Source organism: Alicyclobacillus mali NBRC 102425 (assembly GCF_001570745.1).
GTDB classification, from domain to species: domain Bacteria; phylum Bacillota; class Bacilli; order Alicyclobacillales; family Alicyclobacillaceae; genus Alicyclobacillus; species Alicyclobacillus mali.
Map to the genome: position 1 here is coordinate 50,133 of NZ_BCSG01000006.1, position 14,257 is coordinate 64,389.

Here is a 14,257-nt window from a genome sequence, read left to right on the forward strand (position 1 = left end):
CGCGACCACCCATCGCGCGGTTCACCAGGCGGCTCCAGAGTGAACTTCCATCCGCGGGCCGGACCAGTTCGCACCGAACACTGGCTCTCTGCACCGTCCCCGCGGATCTACTCTCTCCTTCATGGCCTTCGAACGATTGAATTTTGTAAACATGGTAACCAATTCGGTGAAGTTTGTCAACGAGTTATCTGCCCGAAGTTTGTCAATGAGTTATCTGCCCAATGAGGCTTGAGTCCGCGTTTCCAGACATCAGACGACGCGGACCGACCTTGGGAATGTGTTAGAATGGAGCGGGACAACAGAGCGCCCGACGGCGCGGAGTCTGGGGTGGGCTATGCCATCGTCCAAACTGGTCTTGATTGATGGGAACAGCATTCTCTATCGCGCGTTTTTCGCGCTGCCGCCGCTCACTGCGCGGGACGGTACGCCTACGAACGCCGTGTACGGATTCACGACGATGCTCCTGCGGCTTCTGTCGGACGAGAACCCGACACATCTTGCAGTCGCATTTGATAAATCCAAAGTCACGTTTCGTCATGCCGATTTCGCAGCCTACAAAGGGACGAGACAGGAGACGCCGGATGAGCTGGTGCAGCAGTTTCCGCTCGCGCGCCGCACCCTCGAGGCGCTGTCCATCCCGATGATCGAGATCGACCAATACGAGGCGGATGATGTCATCGGTACGCTCGCCAAGCGGGCGGCGGAGGCAGGCTTTGAAGTCCGCGTGGTCTCCGGAGACAAGGATCTCCTGCAACTGGTGGATTCCCACGTGCATGTGCTTCTCACGCGCAAAGGCATCACCGAGATGGAGCACTTTGACGAGCAGGCGGTGGCCCAGCGCTATCCGGGCCTCAAACCCGCGCAGGTCATCGATCTGAAGGGCTTGATGGGCGATCCGTCCGACAACATCCCGGGAGTCCCGGGAGTCGGAGAAAAGACGGCGCTCAAGTTGCTCGCGTCCTTTGGAACGGTCGAGGGGGTCTACGAGCACCTCGAGGAGGTGCAGGGCCAGAAGCTGCGCGAGCGTCTCGAGCAGCATCGGGACGACGCGTTTCTGTCAAAGCGCCTCGCCACCATCGCATGTGATGCGCCTGTGGAGGTCGATCTCGACTCCCTGCGCTACGAAGGGCCGGATCCCGCCCGCGCACTTGCCTGGTTTCGAGAACTCGATTTTCGGTCCCTCGTCGACAAAATTTCCGAGGAAATGAGCCACGATTCGACGTCACCTCAGCCGTCTGCAGAGCCAGGCCGCCCGTCCACCGCGTGGGACGGCTTTGCTTACGACGTAATCGAGGACGTGCAGGCGTGGCGGGAGGCCGTCTCTGCGTTCAATGAGCCGGTGGGTGTCATGATGGACTTCGCACATCCAGACTATCACGTGGCGGAAATCCGCGGGATGGCGGTGGCGGCGCCGAAGCGAGCATACTACATCCGTTTCGGCGAGCGACTAGAGTTGAGCGACGTCCGGCCGTGGCTGGTGTCCGAACGGCCCAAGGTGGCGTTTGACCTAAAGTCGATGGCGTTTGCGCTGGATGCGCACGGCATCGGGCTGACGCCCGAGTGCGGCTGGCAGGACGTGAAGCTCGCCGCATATCTGCTCAATCCCCAGGATGGCGACGTGGAGCTGTCCGAGGTGTTCGCACGCGAGCGGGGTCAGGAACTGCCTCCGCGGGAGGATGCAACACGGGAAAAGTGGCTCGCCTACACCGCATCCCATCTGCCGCCGCTGTTTGAGTCCCTTGCGTATACCATCCGTATGCAGGAGATGGAACGCCTGTATCAGGAAGTCGAGCTTCCATTGGCGTTCGTCCTGGCCAAGATGGAGATCACGGGATTCTATGTGAACCGCGAGAAACTGCAGGCGTTCGGCGAGGGACTGACTGAACGGATTGAGCGGATCACGCAGGAGATTTACGAGCTCGCGGGCACGTCGTTTAATCTGAACTCTCCCAAGCAGCTCGGCGAAATTCTGTTTGACAAACTTGGCCTGCCTGCACTGAAGAAGACGAAGACAGGATATTCGACGAGCGCCGACGTGCTGGAGAAGCTCGCGCCGATGCACGAGATCGTCCAAAAGATCTTGGATTACCGCATGCTGGCCAAATTGCAGTCGACGTACGTCGAGGGACTGTTGAAGGTGATCCGCAGAGAGACCGGACGAGTGCACACGCGGTTTCATCAGACGCTCACCGCCACCGGCAGGCTCTCGAGCAGCGAGCCGAATTTGCAGAATATCCCCATTCGGCTCGAGGAGGGTCGCCGGCTGCGCCAAGTGTTCGAGCCGACCTATAAGGATTGGGTGATCTTTGCCGCCGACTATTCGCAGATTGAGCTGCGCATTCTGGCTCATCTGTCTGGGGACGAGGCCCTCATTGACGCGTTTCGCCACGACATGGACATCCACACGCGCACGGCGGCGGACGTGTTTGAGGTTCCGCCGGAGCAGGTGACGAGCCTGATGCGCCGTCAGGCGAAGGCTGTAAATTTTGGGATTGTGTACGGGATCAGCGATTTCGGGCTCTCGCAGAACCTGAACATCCCGCAAAAAGAGGCGAAGCGGTTCATCGAGAATTATTTCGAGAAGTTTCCCGGCGTGAAGCGGTACATGGACGAGATCGTCAGGCAAGCGCGCGAACGCGGCTACGTCACGACGCTGATGAATCGCAGGCGATATCTGCCTGACATTCACAGCCGCAATTATCAGATGCGAAGCTTCGCGGAGCGCACCGCGATGAACACGCCCATTCAGGGCAGCGCCGCGGATCTGATCAAGCTCGCGATGGTGCGAATCGATCGCGCGATGCGCGACGCCCAGATGGACGCGCGCATGTTGCTCCAGGTGCACGACGAGCTCATTTTCGAGTGCCCCAAGGACGAATTGCCTGCGCTGGAGGTTCTCGTGCGCGACAACATGGAGAACGCCATGACGCTGTCCGTGCCGCTGAAGGTGGATACCGCGCATGGCCCGACGTGGTACGACGCCAAGTGAGGAGGGATGGAGCATGCCGGAGTTGCCGGAGGTGGAGACCGTGCGGCGTCACCTCGCGGAGCGTATTGAGGGCGATGTCATTCGCGGCGTGGAAGTCCGCCTTTCGCGCATCGTGCGTCATCCCGCGGTGGACGCCTTTGCCGATCGCCTGAGGGAGCGTGCCATTCGCCGCGTGGAACGGCGAGGAAAGTATCTCCTCTTCCAAATGGATGGCGTCCTGCTCGTTTCTCATCTGCGCATGGAGGGGCGCTACGCCGTGGCGGATCCGTCGGAGCCGGAGGCTCCGCACACGCACGTGATCTTTCGCCTGGGGTCTGGCCGCGAGTTGCGCTACGCGGACGTGCGCCAGTTCGGCACGATGGATGCCGTGCTTGAAGGAGAGCCGCTTCCAAGAGGTCTCGCGGAGCTCGGACCGGAGCCGTTCGATCCGTCCCTCAATGGCGCTGCTTTGGGCAGGCTGTGGCGGGGGCGGCGCGCGCCCATCAAGAGCCTGTTGCTGGATCAGCGGCAGATTGCGGGGCTTGGCAACATCTACGTGGACGAAGCGCTGTTTGCCGCGGGCATTCACCCGTTGACGCCCGCCGGGTTGGTGGGGGCCGAAGCGCTGGATGAGCTCCTTCGCGAAATCCGCGATGTGCTTTCGCGCGCCATCCGCGAGGGCGGATCGTCGGTTCGGTCGTTTCGCGACGGCTACGGTCGGCATGGGGGCTTTCAGATTCAGCTGGCCGTCTACGGACGCACGGGTGAGCCCTGCCCGCGCTGCGGGGGGACGATTCAGAAGGTAAAAGTGGCCGGGCGAGGCACGCACGTGTGCCCCGCATGTCAACGCAATCCAATCGCCCGAACGGCGGAAACGGGGGTGAACGCGTGAGAGGCAAGATCATTGGTTTGACCGGAGGCATCGGTACTGGGAAGAGCACGGTGTCTCAGATGCTGCGCGATCTCGGCGCGTTCGTCGTGGACGCAGACGTGTGGGCGCGCAGGGTGGTGGAGCCCGGCAGCGATGGTCTGCGCGCGATTGTCGAGGCTTTCGGAGACGAGGTGCTGCAGCCGGACGGGACGCTTGACCGCAAGAGACTCGGGGCCATCGTCTTCCAGGACGAGGATATGAGATTGAAGCTCAATCAAATTGTGCATCCACGCGTACAGCAGGGAATGTGGCAGGAGACGGCGGATTACTGGCAGCAGCACCCTGGCGAACCTGTGGTGTGGGACGTGCCGCTTCTCATCGAGGGGACGGCGAAGCGATTCGTGGACGAGATCGTCGTCGTGTATGCGAGCCCCACGACTCAGCTTCGGCGTGTGATGGAACGGGACGGCTTGAGCGAGGAGGAAGCCATGCGCCGAATTCGCGCCCAGATGCCGATCGACGAAAAGCGTGCCATTGCCACCCACATCATCGAAAACGACGGACCTCTGGAATTCACGCGAGAGCAGGTGCAGGCGCTATGGCAAAAACTTCGGACAGAAAACCGAAGCGGCCATTCTTCCTCTCGCTGAGCCTCCGCCAGCTCATTGCGGGGGTCTTGCTCATCGCCGTCCTCGTGACCATTTCCACGAACGGTTTCTGGCGGGTCATGTATCCCATTCAGTATCAGGCTCAGATTCAGCAATCGGCTCGGTTTGCGGACGTGGATCCGCTTCTCATCGCGAGCATCATCCGCGTGGAGAGCAAGTTTCGCACTGAGGACGTCTCGCACGCAGGCGCCGTGGGGCTGATGCAGCTGATGCCGCAGACGGCCGAGTGGATCGCGGAGATGCTGCGGAATCAGACGTCGGGATCGGGCGGCGCGCTTCGCAAGCTGCCGAAGGACGCGAAAAAGCTGGCGAGCCCCGAGTACAACATCCTGATAGGCAGTTGGTACGTGAAAAGCCTGATCGACGACTTTCACGGCAACGTCGTGGCGGCGGTCGCGGCGTACAACGCGGGCCCGCGGCGCGTGTCACAGTGGCTATCGGACGGGGTGTGGAACGGCAAGCTCCAGGACATCGATCAGATCCCCGTGGGGGAGACGCGCCACTTCGTCGATCGCGTCTTCTACAACTACGATCTGTACAAGAAAATCTACGGGGGAGATCCCGCCTGGCGCTTGCCTGTGAACGAGTAGGAGGCGGTGAAGGTGGAGAGCCGGAACCGAGCGGTGGCCTGTCTGCAAGCGGCGCGGGCACTGCGCAGCGTGGGACAGGGCGTGGCCATCGTCGATATGGCGCTCCTGCTCAAGGCGCTGGGCTGGCGCGCCACGGCGATTGGAGGGGTCCTGTCCGCGGCCGGTGTGGTGGGGGCCGCGCTCATTTTGCTCTGTGGCCCCTTGTCGGACCGCATCGGGCGAAAACCGTTTCTGCTCGCCTATGAGTGCATGACGTGTGCGGCGGCGCTCGCGGTGGCCCTTTCTCGCAATCCGGCGCTGCTCACCGCGGCCATTGTGCTCACGGGCCTCGGCCGCGGGCAAAATGGCGCCGCGGGGCCGTTTACGCCCGTGGAACAGGCGTGGATGGCCGAGAACGTTCCGCGGGATCGGCGAAGCCGGGTGTTCAGCGCGAACACGGCCATTGGTTTCTTCGGGGTGGCTGCAGGTTGCCTGCTCGCGGGACTGGATCATGTCTGGCGGAACGCGTTGCCTGGAGCCCTTGCGTTTCGACCGCTCTTTTGCGGCATTGCCGGGCTGTCGCTCGCCTGCGCATTCATTGTGTGGCTCGCGCCAGGCGGCGGGATGGCTGGCCAACGGAGGGCCGCTTTGCGCGGGCAAGCCCCATCTTCCCGACAGGTGGAGCGGCCCGCTTCGGACCGAATGCGCTTTCGTCCCGATCCGCAGCGAAAGGCCGAAAACCGGAATATCGCCAGGCTTGCGTTTGTCAACGTGCTGAACGGGCTCGGCGTCGGCTTCGTGGGCCCGATGATGTCCTACTGGTTTGCGACGAAATTCGGGGCGACGAGCGGCGAGATCGGCGGGACCTTGGCCGCGTCCTTTGCTGTCACCGGAATCGCGGCGCTTGTCTCGGGATACCTGTCCGCCCGCTTCGGCATGGTGCGTGCGGTGGTCTGGCTTCGACTCGCGGGTGTGGGCCTGATGTGTGCGCTTCCGTTCATGCCCACGTTCGCGCTCGCCTCGGTCCTGTATGCCGCGCGATCCGCCCTGAGCCGGGGCACGCAGGGCGCTCGATCCGCGCTCGGCGCGAGCCTGACGGGCGACGATCGGCGGGGATTTTCACTGAGCATGAACTCGTTTTTCACGCGAGCGGCTTCGGCCGTGGGGCCCACGATATCGGGATGGCTCTTGGACGAAGGCAGCCTGGCGCTTCCGTTTGTGTTTGCGGCTGGGTTGCAGCTCGTCTCCACCGTCCTGTACGGCGTTTTCTTCCGGGGCTACGATGTGGAGCGACGGGCGTGACGAGCGAAGCGTCAGAGGACTTCCCCGGGTGAGGGATCTGTCATGACCTGAATTCCAACCCTCCGAAGCGCATCGCACGCTTCCACGAGTTGATCCTCTCGGTCAAACTGCACGCGGTGATAGTGGAAGCCGCCGGTCAGACTCGAGAGAAGCGCCGCCTTTTCCGCACGCACTTTCTCAAGGAACACGTCCACGTCGCGCCGCGAGGTGATGAGGAGATGCCCGACAATTTCACCGTAGATGACGTGTTCCACCCGCACGTCGAGCACGCGGACGCCGTGATCGACCAGGGTGTACAGTTCGTCCTTCGTCTGATCCGGCGTATGGGAGACGGCGATGACGGTTTCGCGGGCCGGCGAAGGGCGGTTCAGCCAGTACCCTTTGGGCGTGGCGTAGATGGGTTCGCCGGCGGCGCGCAGGAGCGCGATGTCGTGGACGACGACCTGGCGTGTGACGCCGAGCGCCTCGGCGAGCGCCTGTCCCGGCACGGGGGATTCGGCGCGCTGCAAGATGTCCAATAGACGCGACTGTCGCTCGGTCGGCACGGTGGATCCCTCCCTCTTCTCGTCGTCACTCCGGTCCACGTACGTGGGGGTGCTCACGCGAAGAAGGGGTCCGGAATATCTCCGAACCCCTTTTCCCTATGCTCTTCTGGTGTCGAGAGCGGGACTTGAACCCGCACGGGTTACCCCACACGCCCCTCAAACGTGCGCGTCTGCCAATTCCGCCATCTCGACATGGCTTCAAAAGCGAGTCACGATGACGATTATAGTCGGCTGAGACGAGTGTGTCAAGCGTGATGAGCGAATTTCCTTTCCGGTCTTCATGGCAAAGGTTGAGCTCTCGGGTGCACCCACGCGTCGAATCAGAAGCGCCGCCAGGGAACTTGCGCGCGTCACCACCCGTCCATGCGTGCGGGTGGCGTTCGCGAGATCTGGACACTCTGCGGAGGGAAGGGTACGATGATTTACAACCAGCGGCATGCAATAGCACAGAGATCGATCGACCTTCTAAGCGAGGAGCGTGTGGCATGAGGGAGCGTCGAGAGGGGGCGCTCGCTGCGGTCGTGGTGGTGGTGTTGGTGGCCTTTGCCGTGGGTTCGTGGCTGTGGACGCGCCGGCTTGAGCCGAGAGCCCGCGAGGCCGAATGGTGGGCACAGGGAGGATGGCGGGTGAACGCGGTGGTCGATCCGGCCAAACCGCTGGTCCTCACGTACAACCTGTGGACGTCCGCGACGGCTGCGCCTGATACGATGGACCTTGAACCCGTGCCGGCAGGCGATTTTCAGGTGGTCCAGTCAAATCTTGCGCATGAGGTGGATGTCGAGGGCGGCAGGACGTACCAGCTGTGCCGATTGAACGTGTCGGTGCGCTTCTCAAAAAACTACCTGGATCATCGGATCGGCTTTCTGGTGAATGCGGGGCCGTGGAAGCGCATACTTCCGTACGGAAGAGTGACTTGTCGCGTCGTTCGCACATCGGTCAACTGGCTCGACGTCTCCTTTGTCTCTGGCGAAATTCAGGAGCCTTTTGTCATGCGAGATAATCTCATCGCTCTCACACTTCGCAACGACACGAAGGCGCCTGTGCGCATGCTTTCGCTCTGGCAGGCCGGGGATGACGGGATCTCGGGCGTGCGCGTCGTTCTCTCCGGGACTCGAACTGCCGCCCGACCTGCGCGGCTGCCGTTCACGCTGAAGCCCGGGCAGACGGCGCTGCTCCAGTACGTGCTGCAGCCACATCCGGGAACGGTTCAGCAAGGGCTGATCTTTCAACCTGCACTCGTGCTTCGTTCCGGGCGCACAGAGGGATTCGAGGTGATGCCGCCCGTCGTGATCGAGCGAGCGTTCCAGCCATGGCAGAGGCGCGAGGCGCCTGGCGTTGTTCCGTTTGTCGAGGCTGTGCCTTCATGATCTCGCGTTTGGAGGGAGACCGGCGGGGCCACTGCCGCCAGGCTCCCGACAGAGAAGGAGGAGATGCGCATGCGGCGCGTGGCCGGTGTGCAGCGGTTGATCTTCGTCGTGTTTGTGCTCGGCGCCATCGCGACGGCGGCAGGGCTCTTCCGCACGGATCGCGTGCTTGGCATCGCGCTCGGTTTGGTCATTCTTTTGCTGGGATGGGCCATCTCGGCATCGATACACGTCGCGAATCAGTGGGAAAAGGCGGTTGTGCTTCGACTCGGCAAGTTCCGCCAACTCGCGGGACCAGGGACGTTCTTTCTGCTCCCCATTGTGGATACGGTTGCAGACTGGATTGATCTGCGGGTGCGATCGACGACGTTCACCGCCGAACAGACGCTGACCAAGGACACGGTTCCCGTCAACATCGACGCTGTGCTGTTCTGGGTGGTGGTGGACGCAGAAAAGGCCGCGTTGCAGGTGGCGGATTATGAATACTCCCTCTCATGGGCGGCTCAGACGGCTCTTCGGGATCTGATTGGTCGGATGATGCTCGAAGACATGCTGTCGAGCCGCGAGGCAATGGATGCCGAATTGAAGCGCCTTCTGGACGAGCGCACGGGACCGTGGGGCATCTCGATTCAGAGCGTGCAGATCCGCGACATCAAAATTCCCGGTACCTTGCAGGACGCGATGTCTCGCGCGGCGCAGGCGGAACGAGAGCGAAACGCCCGCGTCATCCTGGGCCAGGCCGAGGTGCAGGTGGCGGAATCGTTTCTCGAAGCGGCGCGCCTGTATCACAGCGATCCCGTCGCGCTGCAGTTGCGCGCCATGAATATCCTCTACGAGGGCCTGAAGGAGAAGGCGTCCATGATTGTCGTGCCGAGTGCGCTGTCGGACGCGATGAACCTCGGCACGTGGCTCGGCGTCGCCAACGCCGAGCGCGTGGAGGACGTGCGGCGGGGCGGCGATCGCGGCTAACGAAACATGGCCGGATCGGCGCGGAAGGGCTGTGTCTGGTAAGGGGGCGGTTGACGGACGAAGTTCGGCAGCACGAAATCGTCGTCGTATCCGCTGTGAAAGACGTGCGTCGCCGCTGGCGAAAGCGGCGGGATGAGCCAGGTCCAGTCTCCCGTGACGCGGCGGTTCGCGTCTCGCTCGAGTTGCTCGAAATAGGCGAACTGACGCGCCGCGGTGTGATGATCGACGATGGTGACGTTTCGCTTGCGATACGAGTGGAGCACGGCGGCGTTCAGTTCGACCAGCGCGCGATCACGCCACAGGGTCGCGTCGCTCGAACGGTCGAGGCCGAGCGCATTGGCGACGGCCGGAAGCATGTTGTAGCGAAAGGGATCCGCAAGGTTGCGGGCGCCAATCTCGGTCACCATATACCAGCCGTTGAAGGGCGCGGCGGTGTAGCGGATGCCGCCGATGATGAGTGCCATGTCGGACAACACCGGTACGGCGTACCAGCGCAGGCCGAGATCCGCGATGCTTGGGTGCTCCGGGTGTTCAATGGGCACCTCGAGGACGAGGCCGGGAGGAAGATCAAACCATGCCACCTCGCCGCCGTCCGCGATAACCACGGGGAGCATGTCCCACGAGGTTTCTGCTCCACGCCATCCGAGTTGTTGACAGACGCGGGTGAATGCGGCGGAGGCGGGATCGCCCACAATGCCCTCTGCCGTTTCGTAACCCGCGTAACGGATGATCTGGTGATTCCAAATGCGCACCTCGCGCTCGGGCGAGGCGGGCGCAAAGACTGTGATGGTGGGGCGGATTTTGCCGTCGTTTTGTGCGAAGTCCACGTGCTCACAGATGGCCTCGAACATGGCGTGCGTGCCGTTGAGGTGGCGCCTGTCGATGACGTGCAGCGTTTGCCAGAATAGCCGCCCAATGCAGCGATTGCTGTTCCGCCATGCCATGCGCGCGCCGTGCTCGAGTTCCTCAAAGGTGTGTTCATAGGTACCGTCGCGCGCAATCTGGCGCCGAATTTCGCATATCCGGTGCTGGATCTCTTCCTCGCTTTTGCCGAGCTCCCGGTAGCAGGTTTCAATGAAGGCGCGCGCCTCGTCGAAGAGAGGACTCATCTTGGTGGTCACCGTCCCTCCACCATTCTAGCCAAGCGCGATGGCGAATCCCAAAGCGAAGGCCGCGGAGAGGAGCCGGTGTTGCGAATTTGTCACGTTTGGCAGTCTGGATGTGCAACGGTTGGAGGGCGGAATGAGAGCCAAAACGAAAGAGCGCGGCGAGACCATCGCCGCGCTCCGGAGTTCACTTCTTTTTCGACTTGGACTTGGATGCGCTCTTGCTCGCCGCCTTGTGTCCAGTCTGCTTCTTGGCGACCGTTTTCTTCGGAGCGGTCTTGGTGGACTTCTTCGTTGCAGTGGCCTTGTGCGTCGCGCTCTTCTTGGTCTTGTGAACGTGCACAACGGCATGAGCGGGATGCGCGGTCTTCTCCGTCCCCGCAAACGCGACGCTCGGCGCCGCGAACAGCGTCAGCGCTGCGACGCTTGCCAGAATCGACTTTTTCATGGTAACCCCCACCTTGATGACTAAGTTTGGCCAAGCCGGCCTACCAGCAATATAGTGGGGGCTCCTTAAAATGGTCTCAAAGTTCAGCCAATGTTGATGGCCCGCCCAGCGATGACCGAAACCACCGCAAGGGAGATGACGGACTGCGTCATCATCAGGACCTTCATTCTCCGGGACAAAACAGCCGTATCCGTTGGACTGAAGGCAGTGTTGGTGTTGAAGGCCAAGTACAGGTAGTCGATGAATGTCGGATGCCAGTCCTGCCACCCAGCAACATCCGCCATCATTTGAGGAAACAACAGGTCGGCGCGATCCGGCGTGCCGCGGTGCCGCTTCAAAGGCCCTCCGCGATCGATCTCCCAGTACCAGACGGCAAACACGAAGATGTTCGTCACCCAGAGCAAAAGTGCGTCGCGAAACAGTGCGACTGCCGATTCGTTTCTGTGAAACAGTGCATGTACCAGATAACACACGCTGACGACGAGAAACAGCGTCAGCACGCTGATGGTGGTGAGAGCCAGTCGGCGCGCCCACACGTCATGCGCTTGCCAGATGGCTGCGGCGAGCAGCGCGAGAAGAAGCGCGCAGATGCCCGCACTTGCCCACCACGGCGCGATGTGCAGCACAACCGAGATAAACGTCAACAACACGCCAATCAGAACAAGAGCAGCAAAAAACAGGCCTCGAGGCACGCGGTGCGCGTACCGCGCGAGTTCGGTCAGCTCAGCTTCGACACGAGCCTCTACCGAGGCGCGGCCCGACTCGTTCGACGGATGTTCTTCAGGCCTGGGACCGTCCGGCGCCATCTTCGCCCTCCTCAACGCTCGCGAAGTTCATCCAAGCGAATGGCGCGCTTGTGCACCGTGTGATACCAAGTCCGGTTGCTGCGCGTGAAATAGGCCTGCATCGTCACCGGGCCCCATGTCCAGAGGAAGAAGGGGAGCAGGGGCAGTGCAAAGTAGGCCCGCCAGTTGACCCGTTCGAGCAGCATCGCGAGGGGAACTTCGAGAAACAGGATGACGTTGACCGCCACCCACAGGTTGGTGACCATCAGGGCCGCTGGATTGGACGCCGCATCGGTCGGATCGGGCGACAGATAGTGAAGCCCGAGCACAATCATGGCGCCAGCGAATAACAGCATCGAGCGCATGGGCTGGAAGAGATAAATGGCCATGTCGATCTTGGCCAGGTTGCGCTCGCGCACTCCCTCGAGAAACATGGGGACCATGTGCTCCCGGGCGCATTGGAAGTGCCCTTGTTGCCAGCGCAGGCGCTGGCGAAAAGACGCCGGGAAACTCGTCGGCTTCTCGTCGTACACGCGAGCGTCGTGCGCCCACACCGGGATGATGCCTCGGCGCACGCAGCGGATCCCGAACTCCAGATCTTCCGTGAGACCCGTCGCCTTCCATCCCATCTCCTGCAGCAGCGGATAATCAATGCAAAGGCCGGTCCCGCCGAGCGTACACGGCAGATGCAGGCGCGCGCGCGCGTACTGCCAGAGCCGATTGTCGAACCAGTACGAGATGGCGAGCGACACGCTGATCCACGAATCAAACGGATTCTTCGTGTCCAAATAACCCTGAATGACGCGATCGCCGCTGCAAAGGTGGTCGTTCATAATGGAAAGAAAGTCCGGATGAACCAAATTGTCGGCGTCGAACATGACGATCGCGTCATACCGCGCACCCATCTCCTTGAGGCGCGTAAGCATCCATTCGATGGCATAGCCTTTGCCCTGTTCGGCGCGGTTTTCGCGCACGTGGACAATTGCGCCGTGCGCCCGGGCGCGCTCTGCGGTGCCGTCCGTGCAGTTGTCCGCGATAACGTGTACGTCGTACAGGACTGCCGGATAGGTCTGGCGCCTCAGGCTTTCGAGGAGCGGACCAATGACGCACTCCTCGTTGTGCGCAGGGATGATGATGGCGAAGCGCTTCTGTGGCGCATGCGTGATGGACCGCCTGCGGTGCCAAATGCCGTAGACCGACAGCACAATCTGGTACAACGCCACAAGGCCTGTGACCAACTTCAGCGCGTCATAAAACGTGTCCCAGAGCAGGTACATCAGTGTCATTCGTCCGACATCCTCGCTTTCGGCCAGCGGCTGCGCATCCCGTCCGCCTCTGGCAAGCTGCGACCCCAGGTCAACAACAGCCCCACGAGCAGGTAGTACAAGCTTGCAGTGTAATTGTATTCAAACAGGTTCTCGACGAAACTGTGAATCAGTATGGCCGTGATTCCGGTCAGGCCTCCGAGCGCCAAAAGCCGCGAACCGCCGGACGCCTTCCTGACCAACCGGATCATATCGCGTACAATCGCGACGTGCATGCCCATAAACAGCACCAGTCCGAGGATACCGGTCTCTCCGAGCACCTTGGCGTAGTAATTGTCGGAGAACGCGGAAAAACTATGGGATGTCGCCACGTATCCCCCGTAGTATCCGAGGCCGGATCCGAAGAGCGGATTGCGCGACATCACGTCGAACGCCTGTTGCCAGAGTGCCATGCGCCCGCCCGCGGACGACTTGACGAAATAGACCGGGTTCAACAGGTCGAGCGCCCGGTGCCGAAGAGACGGCACACACAGACCCAACGCCGCGATGCCCCCCAGGATGGGCAGCAGGCGCCGTTCAAACGCCGCCGCGACCAGGACGGCGGCTACGAATAGCCCCAGCCACGAGCCGCGATCGTACGTCATGAAAAGCGCGGCCAAGGCCACGATTGCGCCTGCCACATAAATGATTCTGCGCCGCTTGTCCGCATCAAAGCCGAACAGGCCGAGCATCAGCGGGAGCGCGAGCTCGATGTTCGCCCCAAACTCCGCAGGCGACTTCATGACCGTGAACACGCGAGTCCTCACGTGTTCCCCCACGTCCAGCCACTGGCTCGGGATAGGCACTTTGATGAGAAATTGAAACCAACCGTCTACACCCATCAGCATAGACATGGCGATCACGCCATAGAACAGCTTGAGGGTGTCCTCCGCGTCGAGCGCGAGCGGCACAAGCAGTCCGACGAAAATATATTCCACGTCCACCGTCCACGCGTTCAGAGCGAGGACCGGATGCTTGAGATCCGCCAGCACAAGGGCCAGCGTGTAGAGAATGTACCAGCGCGCGTATCGCGCCCACGCGGGTGGAGGCGGCGCGATTCCGTAGGCCCTGCGCACGAGCGCCGCCCATGCGAGCGCGAGGACCGCGAAGGCTCCCCAGACGTTCGCGAGGGGCGCCAAAAACGTCACATCAAGTCCTTGATTGATGATGGCGAACGCGCCAAGCGCATAGACCGCCGTATAGGCGATCCGCTTGCCCTGCGCCGCCCTGGCATCGAACGACAACAGGAGCGAGCCTGGATCGTCTCGCGACATGCCAGCACTCCCAGCACTCGAAATTCGTACATGGCTCGCCCCGCGAACCACACTATATTCATTCTACCCGAAAATCTGCAGGGC

At 61.8% G+C, this 14,257-nt stretch carries 13 protein-coding genes and 1 tRNA gene; 7 read left to right on the forward strand and 7 right to left on the reverse strand.

Annotated elements, in window-relative coordinates; translation table 11 throughout:
- The first annotated feature begins 334 nt into the window (after positions 1-334).
- Genes polA through AMA01_RS03560 form a run of 5 tightly spaced genes read left to right on the forward strand, consistent with a single transcriptional unit; the run spans position 335 to position 6,378 of the window.
- Positions 335-2,989, forward strand: a complete 2,655-nt coding sequence (gene polA / locus AMA01_RS03540) for a DNA polymerase I (RefSeq protein ID WP_067847402.1) — start codon at positions 335-337, stop codon at positions 2,987-2,989.
- A gap of 13 nt (positions 2,990-3,002) precedes the next feature.
- Complete coding sequence (gene mutM / locus AMA01_RS03545; protein ID WP_067847405.1) at positions 3,003-3,860, forward strand: bifunctional DNA-formamidopyrimidine glycosylase/DNA-(apurinic or apyrimidinic site) lyase; 858 nt, start codon at positions 3,003-3,005, stop codon at positions 3,858-3,860.
- Positions 3,857-4,489 (forward strand): dephospho-CoA kinase, encoded by a 633-nt coding sequence (coaE, locus tag AMA01_RS03550; RefSeq protein ID WP_156468405.1) that lies wholly within the window; start codon positions 3,857-3,859, stop codon positions 4,487-4,489. The genes mutM and coaE overlap by 4 nt, the downstream gene beginning before the upstream one ends.
- Positions 4,438-5,097, forward strand: coding sequence for a lytic transglycosylase domain-containing protein (locus tag AMA01_RS03555; RefSeq protein ID WP_067847407.1), 660 nt, complete (start codon positions 4,438-4,440; stop codon positions 5,095-5,097). Before coaE ends, AMA01_RS03555 begins: the two co-directional genes overlap by 52 nt.
- 12 nt (positions 5,098-5,109) lie before the next feature.
- Positions 5,110-6,378: an MFS transporter gene (locus AMA01_RS03560; protein WP_231862806.1), complete on the forward strand. Its 1,269-nt coding sequence runs from the start codon at positions 5,110-5,112 to the stop codon at positions 6,376-6,378.
- 11 nt (positions 6,379-6,389) lie between these two features.
- Here the strand turns inward: AMA01_RS03560 and AMA01_RS03565 are convergent, their stop codons facing one another.
- Both AMA01_RS03565 and AMA01_RS03570 read right to left on the reverse strand, forming a co-directional pair.
- Positions 6,390-6,923 carry a transcription repressor NadR gene (locus tag AMA01_RS03565; RefSeq protein ID WP_067847413.1) on the reverse strand — a complete coding sequence of 178 codons (534 nt, stop codon included), beginning with the start codon at positions 6,921-6,923 and terminating at the stop codon, positions 6,390-6,392.
- A gap of 107 nt (positions 6,924-7,030) precedes the next feature.
- Positions 7,031-7,115: transfer RNA gene (locus AMA01_RS03570), tRNA-Leu, on the reverse strand.
- Between the two features lie 293 nt (positions 7,116-7,408).
- Between AMA01_RS03570 and AMA01_RS03575 the strand changes: the two genes are divergently transcribed.
- Together AMA01_RS03575 and AMA01_RS03580 are read left to right on the forward strand one after the other, a co-directional pair.
- Positions 7,409-8,290: a hypothetical protein gene (locus tag AMA01_RS03575; protein WP_067847416.1), complete on the forward strand. Its 882-nt coding sequence runs from the start codon at positions 7,409-7,411 to the stop codon at positions 8,288-8,290.
- A gap of 69 nt (positions 8,291-8,359) precedes the next feature.
- Complete coding sequence (locus AMA01_RS03580; RefSeq protein ID WP_067847419.1) at positions 8,360-9,256, forward strand: slipin family protein; 897 nt, start codon at positions 8,360-8,362, stop codon at positions 9,254-9,256.
- On the opposite strand, the gene AMA01_RS03585 is transcribed toward AMA01_RS03580, so the two are convergent.
- From AMA01_RS03585 to AMA01_RS03605, 5 genes are all read right to left on the reverse strand, one after another.
- Positions 9,253-10,365 carry a nitric oxide synthase oxygenase gene (locus AMA01_RS03585; protein ID WP_067847527.1) on the reverse strand — a complete coding sequence of 371 codons (1,113 nt, stop codon included), beginning with the start codon at positions 10,363-10,365 and terminating at the stop codon, positions 9,253-9,255. The genes AMA01_RS03580 and AMA01_RS03585 overlap by 4 nt on opposite strands.
- 184 nt (positions 10,366-10,549) lie before the next feature.
- On the reverse strand, positions 10,550-10,810 hold the full coding sequence (locus AMA01_RS03590; protein ID WP_067847422.1) for a hypothetical protein: 261 nt from the start codon (positions 10,808-10,810) through the stop codon (positions 10,550-10,552).
- An 83-nt stretch (positions 10,811-10,893) separates the two neighbouring features.
- The gene (locus AMA01_RS03595) at positions 10,894-11,616 is read right to left on the reverse strand and encodes a DUF1345 domain-containing protein (RefSeq protein ID WP_067847425.1); all 723 of its coding nucleotides are present in this window, start codon (positions 11,614-11,616) and stop codon (positions 10,894-10,896) included.
- Between the two features lie 11 nt (positions 11,617-11,627).
- Positions 11,628-12,881: a glycosyltransferase family 2 protein gene (locus tag AMA01_RS03600; RefSeq protein WP_067847428.1), complete on the reverse strand. Its 1,254-nt coding sequence runs from the start codon at positions 12,879-12,881 to the stop codon at positions 11,628-11,630.
- Positions 12,878-14,173, reverse strand: coding sequence for an O-antigen ligase family protein (locus AMA01_RS03605; RefSeq protein ID WP_067847431.1), 1,296 nt, complete (start codon positions 14,171-14,173; stop codon positions 12,878-12,880). Before AMA01_RS03605 ends, AMA01_RS03600 begins: the two co-directional genes overlap by 4 nt.
- Positions 14,174-14,257 lie beyond the last annotated feature (84 nt).